This window comes from Streptomyces griseoaurantiacus (assembly GCF_036189845.1).
Lineage (GTDB): Bacteria > Actinomycetota > Actinomycetes > Streptomycetales > Streptomycetaceae > Streptomyces > Streptomyces griseoaurantiacus.
Map to the genome: position 1 here is coordinate 47,432 of NZ_CP108326.1, position 19,466 is coordinate 66,897.

At 71.4% G+C, this 19,466-nt stretch carries 17 protein-coding genes and 1 pseudogene; 7 read left to right on the forward strand and 11 right to left on the reverse strand.

The features are described from left to right. Positions 1–407: 407 nt before the first annotated feature. The 4 genes from OHB09_RS00270 to OHB09_RS00285 all read right to left on the reverse strand — a co-directional run bounded on the left by OHB09_RS00270 (position 408) and on the right by OHB09_RS00285 (position 3,521). The gene (locus OHB09_RS00270; RefSeq protein WP_191854338.1) at positions 408–788 is read right to left on the reverse strand and encodes a beta/gamma crystallin domain-containing protein; all 381 of its coding nucleotides are present in this window, start codon (positions 786–788) and stop codon (positions 408–410) included. Between the two features lie 290 nt (positions 789–1,078). Beyond that, positions 1,079–1,528 (reverse strand): hypothetical protein, encoded by a 450-nt coding sequence (locus OHB09_RS33255; RefSeq protein WP_191854434.1) that lies wholly within the window; start codon positions 1,526–1,528, stop codon positions 1,079–1,081. A 208-nt stretch (positions 1,529–1,736) separates the two neighbouring features. Next, the gene (locus OHB09_RS00280; RefSeq protein ID WP_191854337.1) at positions 1,737–2,594 is read right to left on the reverse strand and encodes an aldo/keto reductase; all 858 of its coding nucleotides are present in this window, start codon (positions 2,592–2,594) and stop codon (positions 1,737–1,739) included. Positions 2,595–2,855: 261 nt separating this feature from the next. After that, positions 2,856–3,521, reverse strand: a complete 666-nt coding sequence (locus OHB09_RS00285) for an NADPH-dependent F420 reductase (RefSeq protein ID WP_191890996.1) — start codon at positions 3,519–3,521, stop codon at positions 2,856–2,858. Positions 3,522–3,639: 118 nt separating this feature from the next. On the opposite strand from OHB09_RS00285, the gene OHB09_RS00290 reads away from it, so the two are divergent. Then, positions 3,640–4,224, forward strand: a complete 585-nt coding sequence (locus OHB09_RS00290) for a TetR/AcrR family transcriptional regulator (RefSeq protein WP_006138697.1) — start codon at positions 3,640–3,642, stop codon at positions 4,222–4,224. Positions 4,225–4,427: 203 nt separating this feature from the next. Next, positions 4,428–5,270 carry an SDR family oxidoreductase gene (locus OHB09_RS00295; protein ID WP_328921400.1) on the forward strand — a complete coding sequence of 281 codons (843 nt, stop codon included), beginning with the start codon at positions 4,428–4,430 and terminating at the stop codon, positions 5,268–5,270. 249 nt (positions 5,271–5,519) lie between these two features. On the opposite strand, the gene OHB09_RS00300 is transcribed toward OHB09_RS00295, so the two are convergent. The 6 genes from OHB09_RS00300 to OHB09_RS00325 form a co-directional block, all read right to left on the reverse strand. Next, positions 5,520–6,137, reverse strand: coding sequence for a dihydrofolate reductase family protein (locus tag OHB09_RS00300; RefSeq protein ID WP_006138693.1), 618 nt, complete (start codon positions 6,135–6,137; stop codon positions 5,520–5,522). 286 nt (positions 6,138–6,423) lie between these two features. Then, a complete protein-coding gene (locus tag OHB09_RS00305; protein ID WP_319117516.1) occupies positions 6,424–9,555 on the reverse strand; it encodes a glycoside hydrolase family 38 N-terminal domain-containing protein in 3,132 nt (1,043 codons plus the stop codon). 84 nt (positions 9,556–9,639) lie between these two features. Continuing rightward, positions 9,640–10,845: a glycoside hydrolase family 76 protein gene (locus tag OHB09_RS00310; protein ID WP_319350064.1), complete on the reverse strand. Its 1,206-nt coding sequence runs from the start codon at positions 10,843–10,845 to the stop codon at positions 9,640–9,642. A gap of 44 nt (positions 10,846–10,889) precedes the next feature. Beyond that, positions 10,890–11,705 carry a carbohydrate ABC transporter permease gene (locus OHB09_RS00315; RefSeq protein ID WP_006138688.1) on the reverse strand — a complete coding sequence of 272 codons (816 nt, stop codon included), beginning with the start codon at positions 11,703–11,705 and terminating at the stop codon, positions 10,890–10,892. Positions 11,706–11,708: 3 nt separating this feature from the next. Beyond that, positions 11,709–12,668: a carbohydrate ABC transporter permease gene (locus tag OHB09_RS00320; protein WP_191854333.1), complete on the reverse strand. Its 960-nt coding sequence runs from the start codon at positions 12,666–12,668 to the stop codon at positions 11,709–11,711. Beyond that, complete coding sequence (locus tag OHB09_RS00325; protein WP_319117520.1) at positions 12,665–13,978, reverse strand: ABC transporter substrate-binding protein; 1,314 nt, start codon at positions 13,976–13,978, stop codon at positions 12,665–12,667. Before OHB09_RS00325 ends, OHB09_RS00320 begins: the two co-directional genes overlap by 4 nt. Before the next feature lie 292 nt (positions 13,979–14,270). Between OHB09_RS00325 and OHB09_RS00330 the strand changes: the two genes are divergently transcribed. Genes OHB09_RS00330 through OHB09_RS00340 form a run of 3 tightly spaced genes read left to right on the forward strand, consistent with a single transcriptional unit; the run spans position 14,271 to position 17,961 of the window. Further along, positions 14,271–15,989, forward strand: a complete 1,719-nt coding sequence (locus tag OHB09_RS00330) for a class I mannose-6-phosphate isomerase (RefSeq protein WP_328921401.1) — start codon at positions 14,271–14,273, stop codon at positions 15,987–15,989. Beyond that, positions 15,986–16,915, forward strand: a complete 930-nt coding sequence (locus OHB09_RS00335; protein ID WP_328919467.1) for an ROK family protein — start codon at positions 15,986–15,988, stop codon at positions 16,913–16,915. The genes OHB09_RS00330 and OHB09_RS00335 overlap by 4 nt, the downstream gene beginning before the upstream one ends. Positions 16,916–16,959: 44 nt before the next feature. Beyond that, entirely contained in the window at positions 16,960–17,961 is a 1,002-nt protein-coding gene (locus OHB09_RS00340; RefSeq protein WP_328730296.1) for a LacI family DNA-binding transcriptional regulator, read from the forward strand. Between the two features lie 33 nt (positions 17,962–17,994). Here OHB09_RS00340 and OHB09_RS00345 read toward each other — a convergent pair. Then, positions 17,995–18,333 (reverse strand): annotated as a pseudogene (locus OHB09_RS00345) (ABC transporter ATP-binding protein); the annotation flags it as partial. A 15-nt stretch (positions 18,334–18,348) separates the two neighbouring features. Here OHB09_RS00345 and OHB09_RS33260 point away from each other — a divergent pair. Further along, complete coding sequence (locus OHB09_RS33260) at positions 18,349–18,555, forward strand: hypothetical protein (protein ID WP_407077301.1); 207 nt, start codon at positions 18,349–18,351, stop codon at positions 18,553–18,555. A gap of 154 nt (positions 18,556–18,709) precedes the next feature. Next, a complete protein-coding gene (locus OHB09_RS00355) occupies positions 18,710–19,465 on the forward strand; it encodes a (5-formylfuran-3-yl)methyl phosphate synthase (protein WP_319117523.1) in 756 nt (251 codons plus the stop codon). The last annotated feature ends 1 nt before the right edge of the window (position 19,466 follow it).

Sequence of the window (19,466 nt, forward strand, 5' to 3'; positions counted from 1 at the left end):
GGCGGCGGCAATGTGTGTGCGGGAGGTGACGCCGAGTTCGGTGAGGATGCGTACGACCTGGGTGTCGGCGGTGCGTTTTCGAGGAACGCGGTCGTCCGTTCCCCGCGTCTGATCGCCTCCTCACGATGAGACCGTGCGTCGCTGCCCGGTGCCAGCAGCGCCCGGGAACGTGGGACGAACATCGCGAGATGGCCGGAGTTGCTGGAAGCAAGGACGACCGTTGCCATGTCGAGCCGGCCCTCCATTGCCTCCGGCCGGCCAGCTGTCACGGCGGCTTCGGTAAGGTCGTCACCCGCCCGGACGCCGATGGGCGGATGCTCGATCCTCGAAATGGCACTGCCGACCCGGGACGGCCAGGAAGGGAATTCTGGCCGTCGCGGGCAGAGGAGTTCGTCAGTGCTGCCCGGTCACCAGATAACCACCGAAGTCACGCGGGCAGTGAGACCGAACGTCAGGGAGTGGTCCTGCCACTTCTCCAGAGTGAGGGCGTTCTGATAAGTGCCCCCTTCGATAGTGTAGAAAAACGTGACCTTATTGTTACCCGAATGGAAATTCGCGACATCGTGAATATTCACGTTCATCGAACCAGAATTCGCGAAACATGTCGGCAAGCCGTATGACGTCACGCGAGCATACTCGTCGATCGTCGAGGGCCATCCACAATTAACGGAGCTGACTGCAGCGGCGGGAGTCGCTGGGATTGCTATCGTCAATCCGGCAGCAACTGCCGCCGCGACGGAAATCCTCTTAAGTAATCCCTGAACTCTACCGGGGTTAGTTTTTTTCACGGGGAGAACGGTACTTGAATCCCAGGAGCCCTTGCAAGATCGAAGATCGCCTGGTTCGCCGGGAACGTCGCGAAGTAGGGGTGAGTGTTCCTGTTCGGATAGGGTAAACGCAGTACAAACATGGTCCCAGCGGTCATGTGAGTGACGCCGGACTGGTGTAGAGCCCGCGAGAGCGAGGGCCGTCCCGTACGAGGAATGCCGGAGAGAGCCGACGCTCCTACAGCTAGCGGGCCATGGAGTTCTCTGAATTGACATCTACATGAGAATCGCATGCGGCACGCCAGTAAGAGTCAGCAGCGTCGACGTGCGGCTTCGCGGCGTTGTCCGACTTCGCTCCGTCTCGGGCTCGGGCCCGGGCCCGACGCCGTCTCCGGTCCGTCGTCCTCGAAGTAGGCGTCCAGGACCTCGTCGACGGCGAAATCCCACTCCGCGAAACGGCACCGGGACGCCGCCTCGATCTCGATCGGGCACCAGCGGCGGTCCGGTGTGCGCACCGTGACGGCGGCGAACCGCTTGCCGAAGCGGCCGGTCTCCGTCGCCACGAGCCGTGGCTGCCCGGGTCGCACTGCGACCCCCTGCTGATCAGCCGCACCCACCTGCACGGCCCTGGGCCTGGAACACTGCCCGCTGCCGGACGGCGATGCCCGCATCCTCCGGGCCCTTGCCACCACCGCGGCCGAGAGATGGCATACCACCGTGAGCACGGCCACGAGGCCCTGGAACAACTCTTCGATGAGCACACGATCGTCCCCACCGGTCCCAGGCGTCCGTCCGTCGCCTGCTCCTCGTGCCAGGCCGGGCACAAGCGGCAGCCGGGGAGTGGGCGAAGCCACGGCCCCGGCCCCCCCGGGTCGCAACCACCTCCAGGTGCCGTGACACGTCACACCGTCCGCAGAAGCGGGTGTGACGTGTCCGGCGGCACCGGACGAGAACCGAGTACCGGACCTGTCAGGCGGACAGCCACGCGACCTGCTCGGCCGTGAGGTCGAGGTCGGCCGCGGCTGCGGAGTCACGGATGCTCTCCGGGCGAGAGGCTCCCGGGATCGGGACGACGACAGGAGCGAGCGCGAGCTCCCACGCCAGGGTGACCCGGTGGACACTGACACCGACCTCGTCGGCGACCTGCTGGAACGCCCCGTGGTGCTCCGCGAGGTCCTTGGCGTTCGCGATACCGCCCAGCGGGCTCCACGGCAGGAAAGCGATGCCGAGCTCGGCGCAACGCTCCAGCTCCGGCAGACTCGAACGGAAGGCGGGCGAGAACTGGTTCTGCACCGACACCAGTCGGCCGCCGAGCACTTCCTGTGCCACGTCGATCTGCGTCACGTCCGCGTTCGAGATCCCGGCCATCAGGATGACGCCCTCGTCCAGCAGCTCACTCAGCGCACCGACGGACTCGGCGTACGGCACGGCGGGATCGGGACGGTGGAACTGGTACAGGCCGATCGCCTCGACACCGAGCCGCCGGGCGGACTCCTTCGCGGCCCGCTTCACGTACTGCGGATCGCCGTTGAGCGTCCACGTCCCGTCGCCGGGACGCAGGTGCCCGCCCTTCGTGGCGACGAGCACGTCCGCGGCGCCCGAGCCGTACTCGCGCAGCGCCCGGGCGATGAGTTCCTCGTTGTGACCGACCTCCCCCGCCTTGAGGTGATAGGCGTCCGCCGTGTCGATCAGGGTGACACCGGCCTCCAGCGCGGCGTGAACGGTCGCGATCGAGCGCTCCGCGTCCGGACGCCCCTCGATCGACATCGGCATCCCGCCCAGACCCACCGCGGAGACGGCTCGCCCACCAATAGTGCGCTCCCGCATGGAACTCCTCCAGGACATCCTCGTACGTGCACGGCGCCGTACGGCGCCACACCCCCACACTAAAAACCAACGGCCCAGGAAACCAACGCCCGTTCCTGCTGACACCCACAAGCACAACAGGTGAATCGCCTCCGACCAGCGCAAACAGCCTTGGACCACCGAGGGCGGGTGACGTGAGGGCGCCCCCGACCGGGTGTCGGACCTCGCCCACCCACCCATGCGCTGCCGGGGAAGAGCCGGGGGTGCCGGTCATGGCGTTCCTCAGGCCGAGAGGAGCCTCGCGAGGTCGGCCGCCGACACGGGACGTCCGGGGGCGTCGAGCATGCCGTCCGGGTCGAGATGGGCGTGCTGGGCGGGCGTGCCCGGGGCGAACCGGCGGCTTTCGTCGAGAGGACCGACGTCGTATGCGTCGTAGCCGACTGAGTCGATCAGCGCGGCGACTTCCCTCTTGGCGTCGGTGTCGTCGCCTGCGATGGGCAGTGCGCTGCGGTCGGGGGCGTCGGCGGGGCGTCCCAGGGTGGCGAGGTGTCTGAAGAAGATGCTGCTGAATGCCTTGACGACGTGCGATTCGGTCAGGTGTGTCCGTAGCAGGAGGTGTGCCGGGGTGGGGTCGGCCTCTATCTCGGGGACACGGCCCTGGCGGACGGGGTCGTAGTTGAGGGTGTCGATGACGACCTTGCCCCGCAGGGGCTCGGTGGGGACGTGTTGGTAAGCCCTGATCGGGATGGTCACCACGACGAGGTCGCCGGCGGCCGCGGCCTCGACGGGGGTCGCCGCGCGGGCCCGCGGGCCGAGCCGCATGACCAGGTTCCTCAGGGTGTGCGGACCGCGGCTGTTGCTGAGGACGACGTCGTGGCCGGCATCGACCGCGAGGCGGGCGAGCGTGCTGCCGAGGTTTCCGCTGCCGATGAAGCCGATGGTGGTCATGATCTCCCGCAGGGTCCGAATAAGGTAAGGCATGCCTGCGCATAGGTGAAGGCATGCCTTGACTTTAGCGCAGGCCTCCCTTCGTTTGACAAGGGCTGGAGATCAGGAGGAATGCGTGATGGCCACCACCGGGTCCGGCGGGCGACCTCGAACCGGTTTCGTCGTGAGCAGACCGACGCGCGCCGATGCACGCCGCAACTTCGACGCACTGCTGGACGCCGCTCGCGAGGTGTTCGCCGCCGAGGGGGCCGGCGCCTCGCTGGAGGGCATCGCCCGACGGGCAGGGGTCAACATCGCGACGCTCTACCGCAACTTCCCCACACGCCAGCATCTGTTCGAAACCGTCTACCTGGACGAGGTCGAGGCCCTCGGCCGCCTTGCGGCCGAGCCCGGCGGCCTGGGACCGTGGGACGCCCTGGAGAGCTGGCTGCGCCAGTTCGTCAGCTACGCGACCACCAAGAAGGCCATCTACGACGCCATCGCGCACCGCGCGGAGATGTTCGCGACCGGCCGCGACATGATCCATGCGGCGGGCCGACCGCTTCTCGAACGCGCCCAGGCCGCCGGCAAGGCCCGGACCGACGTGAGCTTCGACGACGTCCTCTTCCTGGTCAACGGCGTCAGCGGGGCGAACTTCGTCCAGGAGGCCCAGCGGGACCGGGTGCTCGCCATGGCACTGGACGGCATCAAGGCCCCCGGGTGAGCGGCACGCTGGGGCGGGGCTTCGCCCTGGCCGAGTTCCCCGGATCTTGAACCGGTCGTATCCGACGTGCTTGCCGCCACGACATGACAACCGCCCCGACACCGCGCCCCGGCGTCGCTGAGGGGGTGCGCCGCACCCCGGGACGGCATGCCCGGGCGAGGGCCTGCCTGGTAGCCCGCGTCGCACGCCCCGACAGTGGACGCATGACTTCTTCCACAACCTCCTCGACCTCTTCGACCTCCTCGATGTCCTGGACCGCGCCCGCGGCGCGCACCGGTTCTCCGGCCGCAGCGTCCCTCCCCCTCGCCGGGCGGGTGGCGGTGGTCACCGGGGCCACCGCCGGCATCGGGGCCGCCACCGGCCGCCGTCTGGCACTCCTCGGTGCGCGCGTCGCCCTCATGGGTCGGCGGGAGAGCCGGCTGGTGGAGCTGGCCGACGAGTTGCGCTCCAGCGGCGGGCAGGCTCTGCCGGTCGCCGTGGACGTAACCGATCCGCAGGCACTGAGCCGGGCGGCGGACTCCGTCCGCTCCGAGCTCGGACGGGTGGACCTCGTCGTGGCCAACGCCGGCGTGATGCTGGGGTCGCCGTTCGAGGACGCCGACACAGCGGAATGGGACCGCATGATCGACGTCAACCTGCGCGGGTTGATCCACACCGGGCGTGTCTTCGCCGACGACCTGCTCACCGCGGCGGAACACGGCCCTGCCGACCTGGTGCACGTCGGTTCCGTCGCGGGTCACCTGCTCTACCCGAACTGGTCCGTCTACAGCGCCACCAAGGCGGCGGTCGCCCACCTGACGCGCAACCTGCGGGCCGAGTTCGGACCGCGCGATGTGCGGGTGCACAACATCGAACCGGGTGTCACGGCGACCGAACTGGGTGACGACATGAGCGACGAGCGGATGCGCGAGGGACTGGCGCAGATGCGCCGGGGCCTTCGTCCCCTCTCCGCCGACGACCTCGCCCACGCGGTGGCCTTCGCGGTCTCCGCGCCCGCCAACGTCAATGTGGCCGACATGGCCGTGGTCTCGGTCCGCCAGGGCTGACATTGTCCGTCCGGCGGCGGTGGGAGTACGCCTCGGCAGGGGCGTGCTCCCACCGCCGCGCCACGACCGAACCCCTCCGCCGGTGGCGCGTGGGGCGGACGGTTCTGCCGGCGGACCCACTGCCGGGTCCGCTGCGCGGCGGCCTCGCACCACAGCGCGTGGGCATGGTCAGCCACGGGACGCGCAGGGTCGCCGGACTCCGCCGGGAGGAGGCTTCGGTCCTCGCCCGGGTGAACGTACTGCCGGCCGTCACAGCACGCGATAAGTCACATGTGTGACCGAGTCCGCTGTTCGCGACTCCACCTGCTCAAGATTCAGTGCCGGCACGCCGTCGAACAACCGCGTGCCGGCGCCGAGTGTGAACGGCACGATGTGTAGCCGCAGCTCGTCGATCAAGCCTGCGGCCAGGTACTGGTTGATGGTGGTCGCGCCCCCGTGGATCGACACGTTGCGGTCGCCTGCCGCCTCACGAGCCTGCCGCAGCGCGGATTCGATTCCGTCGGTGACGAAGTGGAAGGTGGTACCGCCGTCCATCGGTTGCGGGTCACGCGGGTGGTGGGTCAGCACGAAGACCGGTGCGTGGTACGGCGGATTCTCGCCCCACCAGCCCTTCCACGGCCGGTCCCACCCGCCGCGTACGGGGCCGAACATATTGCGCCCCATGATGAAGGCGCCGACCGCTGTCAGCCGGTCGAGCTCGGCCTGCCGCTGCTCCGGGGTCTCGAACATCCACGCGTGCAGCCTGTCGCCCCAGCCGTCGCCGGCGTCGTCGCCGAACGGGCGTTGCTCGGTCTGATCGAGCCCTGCCGAGTAGCCGTCGACGGAGATCGAGAGGTCGCAGGTCACCGCGCCCGAACGTCTGGTCACTGTCTCCTCCTCCTGGCGACCTTCCGTCACCTGCGGAGTGGGCCACCTGATCCGTTGATTACTGGAGTAGACCGCTTCGAGCCCACGAACTCATCGCGCAGCCGTACCGGCGTTTCCGACCCCGCCGAAGAGGGACGGCCCGCGGCGGGAGTGGAAGGCCGCCACGACGGTCGGCCGGTTGCCTCTCATGGCGGCCGAGCAGCGGTCGAGCGGCTCGGGCACCCGACACAGAGGCGGGTGTGCCCGTGGGCCGCGGGCGCAGACCGTCCGCGGGAGCCGCCGCGGATCAGGCTCCACTCCCGGACGCGGACAGGTGCAGCACGACCGCCGCCGTACCGAGCGCCGGAACGTCGACCGCGACCGTGCCGTCCGGCTCCGGACCGATGTCGCGCGGGCCCAGCCCCAGATAGGTGGTGCGCGCCGCGCGGGTCACCGGGAAGGGGGTGCGCAGGCGGCAGGTGACGGGCGTGCCGGCCACCGACTGCAGGCGCACCAGGAGCCGGCCCTCGGCGGGGACGGTGAGCCCGACAAGCCGTACCCGGGGGTCGTCCACGGTCAGGAACTGCGTCCGCGCCGGGGATGCGGCCCCGGCTCCGGCACGGGCGCGGACCGGCACCAGAGGGTGGCTGGTGACGGCGGCGACACGTGCGGCGTGGGCCGAGGGGTCCTCCTCGGCCGTGGTGAAGCCGACGCTGTAGCGGAAGACGTGGTCGAACGCCTGCTGGGCGGGGAAGTTGGTGTCCCAGATGTTGTTGTGCACCCAGGAGAAGACGGTTCCCGGCTCCTCACGGGGCAGCGACGGCGGGTAGGGCACGTAGGGGATCGCGATCCCGCCGAGCTGCACGAGCGGGGCGTCGGCCGTCGCCAGGGCGGCGTGGTGGGTGCCGTCGCTGAGGCTGATCCAGCGCCGTACGGCACGCATGTGGGCCGCCGAGCCCGGCACGGTCTCGCGGTCGGTGCCCAGGACGCCGCCGGTGGCCTCCGTGCGCACGGTGGGGTGGTCGAGGGCGAAGGGGAAGGCGAAGAAGGCGCTCTCCTTGGTGAGGGTCGCGGTCTTGTCGATCCGGTTCTCGATGTCGACACGGGCAGCGTGGTGCGGGAGGTGCACTCGTACGCGGAGCCTGCGGGTACCGGCGGGCGCGCATTCGTAGACGAGCGTCTGGCCGGTGGCGTCCGTGGTGCGGTCGACGAGTGCCGCGGGCGGGGCGGTGCTGCGGGAGGCGAGCAGGTGCATCGAGTCGTCGGCAACGGTCTTGCTTGACTGGTGGTTGAAGCCGCCGGCTGTGGCGTACTCGTCGTAGACGTACCCGTTGAGGCCGACGGCGGCGTCCTGGCGCACCATCTCGCGGCCGGTGGCCTTGTCGACGACGGAGGAGACGCACGCCTCGCGCAGGTCGACCGTGACGCGCAGGTGGTCGTTCTCCAGGACGGTGGCCCCGCCGACCGCTTCCGCCGGCTCCCGCGCCGGGGAGGCCCCGGCGGCCACGACGTCCAGGCGTACGGCCCCGCAGGCCGGCACCTCCGTGACGGGTACGTTCAGGAAGCGGCCCGCCGCGCGGTGGCGGTCGTTGCTCTGGGCCTCCTCGGCGAACGAGAGGGGCTCTCCGGTGCGTCCGTCGAGGACGTGGACCGCCTCGTCGAGCGCGACCGTGCTCTCGGGGAGGAAGAGCCGGGCCGTCTCGGTCCGCGGCCAACTGCACGTGTTGACGGCGTAGAAGGACGCGAGCGCGTCGGCGGCGGGGGCGAGGGCCTCCCCCAGCAGGGCGGAGGCGGCGTCCAGGAGGGTCTCGGCGTCGTCGTGGGCGCGCAGGGCCTGGGCGTACTTCCAGTGCCACTGCTTCTCGCCGGAGCCGTGGCCGTGGTCGCCGTGGGTCCAGGGGTCGCCGGCGCCCCAGGTGTGCTCGTTGAACAGCGAGGCGGAGCGGTAGACGGCCGGGGCGGCCGCGGTGACCGCCGTGCTGTCGGGGACGCCGAGCAGCTGGGCGTACCCGGCGACGGTCTGTGCCTCGGCGAGGGCCGCCTGGCCGCGCCGGGTGGCGGCCAGCGGGACGGCGCCTGCGCCGACGCCGTCGACCCACCAGTCGCTCCAGTCGCCCCGGTAGGTCTCCAGGCGGTCCCCGACCCGCTTCTCCGCGTCCTCGAAGAAGTCCTGGTTGCGGGAGGCACGCAGACGCGGGTACGCCCACTCCTCGTTCCAGCGGCGCACGGTGTCGGAGATGACGCGGCGGGGCGGACCGTTGTCCGCGAACTTGCCGAGCACCCGCAGGTGCAGGACGTCCCACGGGTACGGGTCCGCCGTGCCGGGCAGGTCGAGGGCCGGGAAGCCGGGGATGCCGCGCCCCTGGTGCGGGTACGGGAAGCGGGCCAGGGCGCCGAGGTAGGCGGGCAGCAGGTCGTCGACGTGGTCGTAGGACTCGTCGAAGCCGAGGATCGAGCCCTCCATGTAGGCCAGGCCGTGCGGGGTGTCGGTGCGCCACACCAGGACGCTGTTGCCGCTCGGTGCCTGCCAGCGGAACAGCCGGGGCAGGTGCTCCCCGCCGACGAGGTGGGGCACGGCGCGGCCCGCCCAGTTGTGGGCGACGGACAGGTAGCGGATGCCGTTGTCCGCGAGGACGTCGGGCAGCCCGACGACCTGGCCGGGCACGTCCGTCTGCATGGCGGTGGTGAGGTCGATGCCGTGCCGTTCGCGCAGTTCGGCCACGGGGCGCAGCAGTTCGTGCAGTTCGTCGGTGGAGCAGGTCTCGGTGTGCAGGTTGAACGGCATGGCCGTGAGTTCGACACGCCCCTCGCGGACCCGGTCCAGGAAGCGCTCCACCTGGCGCCGGGGCCGGTGGGCCCGCCAGTCCTGGAAGGAGTGGAACCCCTCGACGGCCCAGCGGAACCGGGCGGGGTCCGGCCAGTCGTCGGTGTCGCTGCACAGTTCCAGGAGGGAGTCGAGGTAGGCGCGGCTCTCGGCCATCACCCTGCCCTGCGGGTCGGTGTAGCCGATGTCCAGGTGGGAGTGCTGGACGAGGTGCAGGGTCCAGTGGCGCTGCGGGTGTGCCTCGAAGGGGAGGTGGGTGCCTTCCTGGAGTTCGGGGAGTTCGATCGACAGGGGGGTGGGCGCGGTCACTTCGGGGACGAGAAGGCGGGTGTCGCCGTCCGGGCCCGGGAGCAGCTCGCAGTGGACGGGGGTGCCTCCTGCGGTGGTGACCCGGGCCCTGGTGAGGCGCGGCGGGCGGGTGCCGTCGGGGTGGTCCACCCGCAGCCGGACGGACTGCAGCAGGCCGCCCCTGCCGTCGTGACGCAGCAGTGGCTCGCCGGAGAGCCGCACCCGAGCGCCGCCGAGGTGGGCGGTGGTGGCCACGCGCTCCTTCAGCAGGTCGCGCGCGAGGTCGGCGTCCCACCAGGAGGGCCGGGTGAGCGGTGGCTTGGACATGGTGCGTCGAGGTCCTTTGCGTCGGGGTGCGGTGGTGCGGTCCGTCGTGTCGGGAACGCCGGTGAGGGTGGTGGGTTCCGCGTGTCAGGAACGCCGGTGCTTGTGGTGGGTGGCGTCGGCGAGGGTGGCGAAGATCTGGACCATGGCCGACTGGTTGAGGGTCGCGGCCGGCGCCGCCGGGTCGTAGTCGCCGCCGTTGGAGGGCTGGAAGCGGAACAGCCCGGTAGCGGAGTCCCGGTTGGACTTGTACGTGCTGTCGGCGTAGGCGCTCATGGCCTTGAGGTAGGCGGGGGCGGGCCGCACGGCGTCCAGGTCGAGCAGGTCCTTGAAGTAGAAGGAGTTGAACACCGCCGGCTGGTCGTGCAACCTGCTGCCCTCGGTCCAGTACGCCAGGGAGCCGCGGGCGTCGGCCACCGCCTTGTCGAGGTATCCGGTGTCTCCGGTGCCGCGGTAGAGGGCGGTGGCGGTGCCGATCATGGCACCGGAGTTGTAGGTCCACAGGGTCTCGTTCGTGCTGCCGTCGTCGCCGCGGTCGTTGACGTACAGGCCGGGCGCCTTGCGCATGCAGGAGTACACCCAGCCGTACCACTGCCGCGCCTTGTCCAGGTGGGCGCGGTCGTGGGTGTGCGTGTAGAGGCGGGCGGCGAGCTGGGCGGACAGAGCGGTGACGTTGGTGGCGCGGATGGTGTTGTTCGGCGAGTCGTACCAGTCCATGCCGCCCGGGCACGCCTTGGTCGTGTCGTCGTCCCAGGCCCGGGAGACGACGGGCAGGATTCGCTCGGCCCGCTCCAGGTAGCGTGCGTCGCCGGTGGCCTCGTACTGGTCGAGTTCGGTGAGGGCGACCACGGCGTTGTCGTCGTAGTACGTGTCGCCGCCCGTGCCGAGGGGGGCGGGCAGATAGGAGGCGTAGCCGGGGCGGTCGCCGCCGGTGTGGTACAGCTCGGCGGTGTCGAAACGCTCGGCCGCGTCCTGCCGGTAGGCGGACCCGGTGCCCGGCAGTTCCTGCATGTCGACGGCGGCCTGCGCGGCCTCGCGGAACGGCCAGAGGAAGGAGTGCTCCTGGTCGCCGGCCTGCCGGGGGGTGTGCTCCAGGTACAGGCCGTGCCGGCCGGAGCCCTCGTACAGGTGGTCCTGGAGCGCCCGGTAGGCGTCGGTGGCGCGGTCGGCCCAGGTACCGGAGGAGACGGGGCGGGCGGGTGCGGGGCTCTGGGCGTGGGCGGGGGCGGCGGTCCAGAGCAGTCCGGCGCAGAGCACGGGGGCGGTGGCACGGGTGAGCAGTGAGCGCGGCATGGAGGTGTCCCTTGGTGACGGCGGAAGGGGGTGGGGGTGCGGGATCAGCGGTGGATCTTCAGGCTGCTGACGAAGAAGCGCTGGGCGGAGAAGAACAGCACCAGGGTCGGCAGCGAGACCAGCAGGGCGCCGGCCAGTACGACGGGCGGCCCGACGTTGGAGTAGTTGCCCTGCAGATCGGCGAGCGCGGCCATCACGGGGCGGATGTTGCGGCTGGTGACCATGGTGATGCCGAACATGAGGTCGTTCCAGACGGCCACGAACTGGAACACGAACACGGCGATCATCGCGGACCGGGTCAGCGGGACGTGGATCTGCCAGAACACCCGCCACCAGGAGGCGCCGTCGATCCGCGCGGCCTCCACGACCTCGCGTGGCAGCGTCAGGGCGTAGTTGCGCAGGACGAAGAACGCGAACGGGACCGCGATCGCCGTGTAGATGAGCACGAGCCCGAGCTGCGTGTCGTAGAGCGAGGTGTGCGCGTACGACAGGAACAGGGGCCGCAGGAAGACCTGGAGGGGCAGGAGGGTGCCGGAGTAGATGACCCAGAACCACACCGCCTGCCGTCCGACGGGCATGATGACGGTGGCGAAGGCGGCGAGGCCGGCGAGCACCGCGGCGGCCACGGCGCTGACCACGGCGTACAGGAGGCTGTTGCCGAGGGCCGGTCCGAGGTGCGCCTTGTCCCAGGCCTGGGACATGTTGTCGAACAGTCCGAAGTCCTGGGGCAACCAGTGCGGGCTGCCGGAGTAACTCGTCGCGGGGACCAGCGCGTTGACAACGAGGAGCCAGGTGGGGACCAGCCACGTCAGGGCGAGGACGGCGAGGGTGGCATTGCGCAGAACGCGGCCGAGGGACATGGGTCACACGCCTTTCACGTCGAGCTGGCGGCGCAGATAGAGCCAGGAGGCCGCCAGCACGATCACGGTGAGGACGACCGCGATCGCCGCTCCCGCGCCGGGCCGCAGTTCCAGGAAGGTCTCGTTGTACATGGACACGGCGAGTGTCTCGGTGGCCCGTCCGGGGCCGCCCTGGGTGAGCACCCAGATCAGGTCGAACGACTTGAGGCCGTTGACCAGGCTCATCCCGATCACGATGATCGACACGGGGCGGAGTTGGGGCAGGACGATGTGGCGGAACTGCTGCCAGCCGCTCGCACCGTCCAGGGCGCCGGCCTCCAGGGTCTCGGGCGGGATGGACTGCAGTCCGACGAGGAAGAGGATGACGGCCACGCCGGTGGCCTGCCAGGCGTTGGCGAGGATCATCACCAGGGTGTTGCCGGGCCAGGTCAGCAGCCACCCCTGCGCCAGCGAGTCCAGGCCCAGGGTGGTCAGGACCTGGTTGACGGCGCCGTCGGTGGTGAGCATGAAGTTCCACACCACCGCCACCGCGGACCCCGAGAGGGCGTAGGGCAGGACGACGCAGAGCCGGACGAGACGGGAGAAGCGGCCCGCGTCGGTCATGCAGGCGATGGCGAGGCCGAGCACGAACGGGAGGGCGACCGTGCCCACCACCCACAGCAGGGTGTTCTGGACGGAGCGGGCCAGGGCCGGGTCGGAGGCGAACAGCGCGTAGTTGTCGAACCAGCTGAACGGCGAGGTCCGCGAGTCGCCGAAGAAGCTGCGGTAGACCGTCCACACGAACGGGGCCAGCAGGAACAGGGCGACCAGGACGACGGACGGGGCCAGGAAGCCGCCGGCCACCAGCCGTTCGCGCACGGTGTGCCGGGAGCGCCCGGCGGGTGTCGCGCGCCGGGGTGCGGTCGGTCCGCCGGCCGCGCTCGGCGGGCGTCGGTCGGTGAGGGAGGTGAGGGAGGTGCTCATGCTTCGTCTCGCTTCCAGGCCGCCCATTCGTCGTGTGCGCGCTCCTGCATCCGGCGCAGGGTCGTGGCCGGAGAGGTCTGCCCGGCCATGAATCCGCCGAGGTCGTCGGTGTTGCCCTGGATGAGGCTGGGCGGACTGGCCTCCCAGTAGCGGACCAGCGGCAGCCGGTGGTCGCGGGCGATGTCCCGCTGGAGTGCCGCCACCACCGGATTGCTGGAGCGGACCTCGGGGTTGGCGGAGCTGTCCTGGAGGAAGTCGCTCCACACCCGCTGCACGGACGGGTCGAGCCAGGCCGCGACGTTCGCCATGGCCGCCCTGTGCGAGGAGGCCCGGCTGGGCACGACGAAGACGCCCGACTCGGCGATCACGCTCTTGGCGGTGGTGGGGCGCACCGTCGGCAGGAGGAAGGCGCCGTAGTCGGTGCCCGGTTTCATGCCCGCCGCGGCCATGCCGGCGGCCTGCCAGGTGCCGTGCAGGAACATGCCCAGCGTGCCCTCCTTGAGGGCGCCGGGGCCGCGCGCCTGGTCGAAGTCGGGGGGCGTCATCCAGCCCTTGCGCATGAAGTCCTGCCAGAGGTCCATCGCCCGGCGGGCCGGCTCGTCGGTGTAGGAGGCCTGCCCGGCCACCAGCCGCTGGTAGAAGTGCGGATCGGTCTTGCTGACCAGCTCCTGGAACCACTCGATGGCGGGCCAGCCGCCCACCTGGCTGGCGAGGAACGGCGTGATCTTGTTGCGTTTGAGGACCTCGGCGCAGTGCAGGAGCTCGTCCCAGCTCGCCGGGGCGGACAGGCCCAGCTTCTTGAACACCGGCTTGCTGTAGAAGAGCACGTAGTACGACTCGTACAGCGGGATGCCGTACACCGTGCCGCGGTAGGAGAAGGCGTCCCGGGACGCGCCGCGGACCCAGCCCTTGTCCGCGTAACTCTTCCAGACCCCGCCCAGGTCGGTGAGCCCGCCGGCCCGGGCCAGCCGTTTGAGCTGGTAACCGGAGGCCCATTTGACGAGGTCGGAGGATTTCGAGGTCTGCAGGGTCATCTGCACGACCTGCTGGTAGGAGGTGACCGACGGGTTCGACAGCGGCCTGAGCGAGTACCCGGTGATCTTCTTCAGCTGCCGGCCGGCCGTGCGGTAGCCGTCGTCCCAGGTGGCGTTGTCGTTGGAGATGCTCGTGGTTCCCGGCTGCGCGGACGTGCTCGTTCCCCGTGCGCACCCTCCGGCCGTCAGAGCGGCCGCACCGGCGGCCACCCCGGCGAGGAAGCGGCGCCGGGCGAGCGGCCCCGCCGCACGGCTGGTCCTGCCCGATGCTGACATTGATCACCTTCACGGAATCGGGCCACTGCATGGCCGGATGTGAAGCACAGGGCGCGTGACGCCGGAGGAACCCCGGAGCTGCCCGGTACGTGTTGCGTGGAGGTTAACGACACCATTCCAGCAGTAGCAAGACTCCGAAGGGAAAAGAATCCATCCCGCGAGCAGCACTCAGTGAAATCCCTGGTCATTGATGTGCGGATGTTCCGAGAAGGTTGGCCTGGCCACCATGGACACCTTCGGCCAAGCGTTGTTATCGTTAACTGACACCGTGGAGCCGAGCAAGGAGCAAGCTGTGCCCGTGTCCCGTTCGTACGACCCCCTGCCCAGCTATCCGCCCGCCGCCGGGGAGGTGGCCGTCGGCTGGTCCGTCCCGGCCGCGGCGCTGCCGCCCGGCCCGCTCGTCCTGGCGGTGGAGGGTCCCGCGGCGCTCGACTGGGCCGCGCTGGCCGACGGCCTCGCGGAAGCCGTGCGCGCCACCGGCCGCGAGGTGTCGCTCCTCGACGTCCGTGCGCACTACGCGGCGGACGCCGGCGAGCGGATCGCCGCCCGCCCCGTCCCCGACGGCGACCCGTTCTTCACTCCCCTGTCCACGGCCCGGGTCGCGGACCTGTTCGACGCCGTTCCGCGGCCCGGACGCCCCGCCGGGGACGGGGTGTCGGTGGTGTACGGGCCGGGCGCCGCGCTGTGCGCGCCGGACGTGCTGTGGTACGCGGACCTGCCGAAGCGGTACGCCGAGGCGGCCGTGGCCAAGGGCGAACTGCCGGTCGGCGTCAATCTGGGACGGCCCGCCGCACCCGGCGGTCTGGTCCGCCTGTTCTACACCGACTGGCCCGTACAGGACCGGCACCGTGACGCGCTCGCCGGCCGCGTCGAGAGGTGGATCGACGTCCAGGACCCCGCCCGGCCGGCCTCGCTGGACGGTGCCGCGCTGCGCGCCACGCTGGCCCGTCTGGCCCGGGGCCCGGTGCGCACCCGTCCGTACTTCAACTCCACCCCGTGGGGCGGTCAGTGGGCGGCGAGCGAGCTCGGCTTCACCCCGCAGGCGGGCAACACGGCCCTCGGCTACGAGCTGATCGCGCCCGAGGCGGGCGTCCTGGTCGGCGAGAAGGGCGGGGCGCAGGTCGAGATCCCGTTCCAGCTGCTGTGCGTCGAGCATCCCCAGGAGATGCTCGGCGAGGAGGTGCACCGCCGGTTCGGCACGTCCTTCCCCATCCGGTTCGACTACCTCGACACCATGGGCGGCGGAAACCTGTCGCTGCACCTCCACCCCCGCGAGCAGTACATGCGGGAGGTCTTCGGCTGGCCGTACACCCAGCACGAGACGTACTACGTCACGGCGGGCGAGGACGGCTCCCGGGTGCTGCTGGGACTCACCGACGAGGCGGACCCCGAGGCCATGCGGCGCCAGGTGGAGGACTCCATCGCACACGGCACCCCGATGCCGGTGGAGGACCACGTCCAGTCCCATCCGGCGACCGTGGGGCAGCTCTTCATGATCCCGGCGGGCACGCCGCACGCCTCCGGCGCGGGCAACCTGGTGCTGGAGGTGAGCGCGACGCCGTACCTGTACTCGCTGCGGCTGTACGACTGGCTGCGCAAGGACGCCGCCGGCGCGTCCCGTCCACTGCCCTACGCACACGGCTTCGCCAACCTGGACACCGCCCGGCGCGGGGCGGACGTCACCAAGGACCTTGTCCAGCAGCCGCGCACGCTCCGCTCCGGGGAGGGCTGGCGCGAGGAGGTCCTCGGCGCGCTGCCCGAGATGTTCTACGCGGTGCACCGCCTCGTGGTGGCGCAGGGCCGCGAGGCCCCCGACGACACCGCGGGCCGCTTCCACATCCTCAACGTCGCGCAGGGCGAGGGCGCCGTCGTCGAGACGCGGGACGGCCGTACGCACACGATGGCGTTCGCGGAGACCCTCACCGTCCCGGCCTCCGTCGGCGCCTACCGCGTCCGCGCGGTGGGCGGCGACGAGGTGCGGATCGTCAAGGCGCTGGTGGTCGAACCGTGAGCGACGCCCGCGCGGGAGGGGTCCCGGTGCCGGTCCTCGACATCGGCGGTACGCATGTCACCGCCGCGCTCGTGGACCCCGGCACGCGTCGGCCCGTCCCCTCGACGGTGCTCCGCGCCCCGCTGGACCCGCGGGCGGCGGCCGGCGACCTCCTCGACGCCGTCGCCGGGGCCGCCCTCGCGTTGCCCGCCGGGCACGGCGGGTGCTGGGGTGTGGCGATCCCCGGCCCCTTCGACTACGCCACGGGTGTCGGCCGCTTCACCGGCGTGGGCAAGTTCGAGTCGCTGTCCGGCGTCGACGTCGGGGCCGGTCTGCGCGCGCGACTGGCCGACCGGGCGGAGCGGCTGTGCTTCCTCAACGACGCCGACGCGTTCGCCCTCGGCGAGTACGGCGTCGGTGCCGCCGCGGGCCACGACCGTGTCGTCTGCCTGACGCTGGGCACGGGGGTGGGCTCCTCGTTCCTGGCCGCCGGACGCCCGGTCCACACCGGCCCCCTGGTCCCGCCGCACGGACACGTGCACCGGCTGACGGTGCACGGCCGCCCGCTGGAGGACACCGTCTCCCGCCGAGGCATCCGGAGGCACTACGCGCGCCTCTCCCCCGAGGTGGGACAACTCCTCCCCGACGTCCGCGAGCTGGCCGCACGTGCCACGGCGGGCGACGCCGCCGCGGTGTCGGCCTTCCGCTACGCTTTCGAGGCACTCGGCCTTGCCCTGGCTCCCTGGATCGACCGCTTCGACGCCACCGCGGTGGTCGTCGGTGGCTCCATGGCCCGGTCGTGGGACCTGATCCACCCCGCGCTCACCGCGGGGCTGGCCTCGGCCGGCGGACCGGACGACGTACCCGTCCGGCCGGCCCGGAACCCCGAGGAGGCTCCCCTGACCGGGGCGGCCGAGTGGGTGCGGGGCGTCCCGGAGACCCGGTGAGGCCGGGGGTGCCGGTGCAGGCAGACGGAGGAAGGGGCAGGGGCATGACCGCTCGCCGGGGCAGCGGGCCGACCATGCACGATGTCGGCAAGCTCGCGCAGGTCAGCGCCATGACCGTGTCCCGCGTGCTCAAGAACGACCCCGGCGTGTCCGAGGCGACGCGCGAGCGGGTCTTCGCGGCGGTCGACCGGCTGGGCTACCGCCGCAACCAGACCGCGCGCAGTCTGCGCCTCGGGGGCAGCGGGATGATCGGCCTGGTCGTCACCAACCTCGCCAACCCCTTCTACTCACGGCTCGCGCTCGGCGTCCAGGAGATCGCGACGGAGTACGGCTTCCGCATGCTGCTGAGCAACTCGGGCGAGCAGCCCGAACGGGAGCCCGAACTCATCGACGGGCTCGTCGACCACCAGGTCGAGGGACTGATCGTCGTCCCGGCGGGCAGCAGGCAGCAGCATCTGGCCGCGGCCATGCGGCACGTCCCGGTCGTCTTCGCCGCGCGGCCGCCCGCCGGACTCGACACCGACTGCGTCCTGGTCGAGGACTTCCACGGCGCCCGCGAGGCGACCGCCTGCCTCCTGGCCGACGGACACACCCGGATCGCCTTCCTCGGCAATCCGCCGGCGCTCTACACCGGCGCCGAGCGCCTGCGCGGTTTCTGGGCGGCGCACGAGGAGGTCGGCACCGAGCCGGACAACGCCCTCATCCGTCAGGGTCTGGTCGACTCGGCCGCGGCGGAACGGGCCACCGTCGAACTGCTCGGGCAGTCCGAAGGCCCCACCGCGCTGTTCTGCACCAACAACCGCATCAGTCAGGGTGCGATCCGGGCCCTGTACAAGGCGGGGGTCACCCTTCCCGTCGCCGGTTTCGACGACTTCGACCTCTCCGACGTCCTCGGTCTGCCGCTGACCCTCGTCTCCTACGACGCCGACGAGATCGGCAGGCAGGCCGCGCGGCTGCTGATCGACCGCCTCGAACACCGGGACACGGCTCCGCCGGCCGCCCGCCGCGTCACCGTTCCGACCCGGGTGGTCCGCCACGGCCCGTGACCCGTTCACCCCTTCCCCGTGCCCGAGGCCGTGTGCGAGGGGGCGGGCGGCGTAGGTGAGGCGGACGACGCCGTCGGTGTGGCGTGCGGCGCTCGCGCGGACGCCGAAGACGTCGGCGAGGAGGTCCGGCGTGAGCACCTCCAGGACGGTCCCGCCGCGGCCACGGCGCCCTCGTGCAGGACGACCTTGCGATCGCAGAAGCGGGCGGCGAGGTCGAGTCGTGCAGGACGGCGAGGGCGGCGACGCCGGTGGCACGGATCTGGTCCAGCAGTTCGAAGCGGGCCCGGACGCCTAGGTGGTCGGTGAGTTCGTCCCGCACGAGCAACCCGGGGTCCTGGGCCAACGCCCTTGCCGCAACACGCGTTGACGCTCCCGGTCCTGCGCGACGTGAGCCCGCGGGTCCGCAAGGGCGACATAGTCGGCCTCGTCGCCCCCAACGGCAGCGGCGAGTCCACTCTGCTGCGGAGCGTCCACCGCTCCCTGCGCCCGTCGGACCACCGGGCCGTCTCCGACGCCGTCGACCGCTGCGGGGTACGGCCCGGGGGCCGCCGCGCCCGACGTGCCGGATGGGCACCGGCGCGGACGGCGCACTGAGGGGGTGTGCGGTGCACGGTGGGTGGTCGGGTCGGATTCCGCGCGCTCTACCGGTGACCGTCGGACCGCTGTGACCATGAGGTGATCGCCCGGGATTCCGTGACGGCGCGGCCTGCCCGTCGTGGCCCGTGCGCACACGGGGAAGGAGTGCACGGTGTTGCTTCTCGTCTCACCGGACAGTGTCGAGGAGGCCCTCGACTGCGCCAAGGCGGCCGAACACCTCGACATCGTGGACGTCAAGAAGCCCGACGAGGGCTCGCTCGGCGCGAACTACCCCTGGGTGATCAGAGCGATCCGCGAGGCGGTCCCCGCGGACAGGCCGGTCTCCGCCACCGTGGGGGACGTGCCCTACAAGCCCGGTACCGTGGCCCAGGCCGCGCTCGGCGCGGTCGTCTCGGGGGCCTCGTACATCAAGGTCGGGCTCTACGGCTGCACCACGCCCGAGCAGGCCGTCGAGGTCATGCGCGGCGTCGTCCGGGCCGTGAAGGACCACCGGCCCGACGCGTTCGTCGTCGCCTCGGGCTACGCCGACGCCCACCGGATCGGCTGCGTCAACCCGCTCGCGCTGCCCGACATCGCCCGCCGTTCCGGCTCCGACGGGGCCATGCTCGACACGGCCGTCAAGGACGGGTCACGGCTGTTCGACCACACCCCGCCGGAGGTCTGCGCCCGGTTCGTGGAGCTGGCGCACGAGGCGGGTCTCCTCGCCGCTCTCGCGGGCAGCGTCAAGGCCCCCGACCTGGAGGAACTGGCCCGTATGGGCACGGACATCGTGGGGGTGCGCGGGGCCGTCTGCGAGGGCGGCGACCGCAACGCCGGCCGGATCCGGCCCTCTCTGGTGGCCGCCTTCCGGGCGGAGATGGACCGGCACGTCCAGGCGCACGCGGCGGCCGTCGCCGCCGCGAACTGAC

Bases quoted from the DNA above. Each gene is read 5' to 3' on its own strand.
- OHB09_RS00280 (WP_191854337.1), bottom strand. From the start codon at position 2,594: ATGCGGGAGCGCACTATTGGTGGGCGAGCCGTCTCCGCGGTGGGTCTG.
- OHB09_RS00285 (WP_191890996.1), bottom strand. From the start codon at position 3,521: ATGACCACCATCGGCTTCATCGGCAGCGGAAACCTCGGCAGCACGCTC.
- OHB09_RS00290 (WP_006138697.1), top strand. From the start codon at position 3,640: ATGGCCACCACCGGGTCCGGCGGGCGACCTCGAACCGGTTTCGTCGTG.
- OHB09_RS00295 (WP_328921400.1), top strand. From the start codon at position 4,428: ATGACTTCTTCCACAACCTCCTCGACCTCTTCGACCTCCTCGATGTCC.
- OHB09_RS00305 (WP_319117516.1), bottom strand. From the start codon at position 9,555: ATGTCCAAGCCACCGCTCACCCGGCCCTCCTGGTGGGACGCCGACCTC.
- OHB09_RS00310 (WP_319350064.1), bottom strand. From the start codon at position 10,845: ATGCCGCGCTCACTGCTCACCCGTGCCACCGCCCCCGTGCTCTGCGCC.
- OHB09_RS00315 (WP_006138688.1), bottom strand. From the start codon at position 11,705: ATGTCCCTCGGCCGCGTTCTGCGCAATGCCACCCTCGCCGTCCTCGCC.
- OHB09_RS00320 (WP_191854333.1), bottom strand. From the start codon at position 12,668: ATGAGCACCTCCCTCACCTCCCTCACCGACCGACGCCCGCCGAGCGCG.
- OHB09_RS00325 (WP_319117520.1), bottom strand. From the start codon at position 13,978: ATGTCAGCATCGGGCAGGACCAGCCGTGCGGCGGGGCCGCTCGCCCGG.
- OHB09_RS00340 (WP_328730296.1), top strand. From the start codon at position 16,960: ATGACCGCTCGCCGGGGCAGCGGGCCGACCATGCACGATGTCGGCAAG.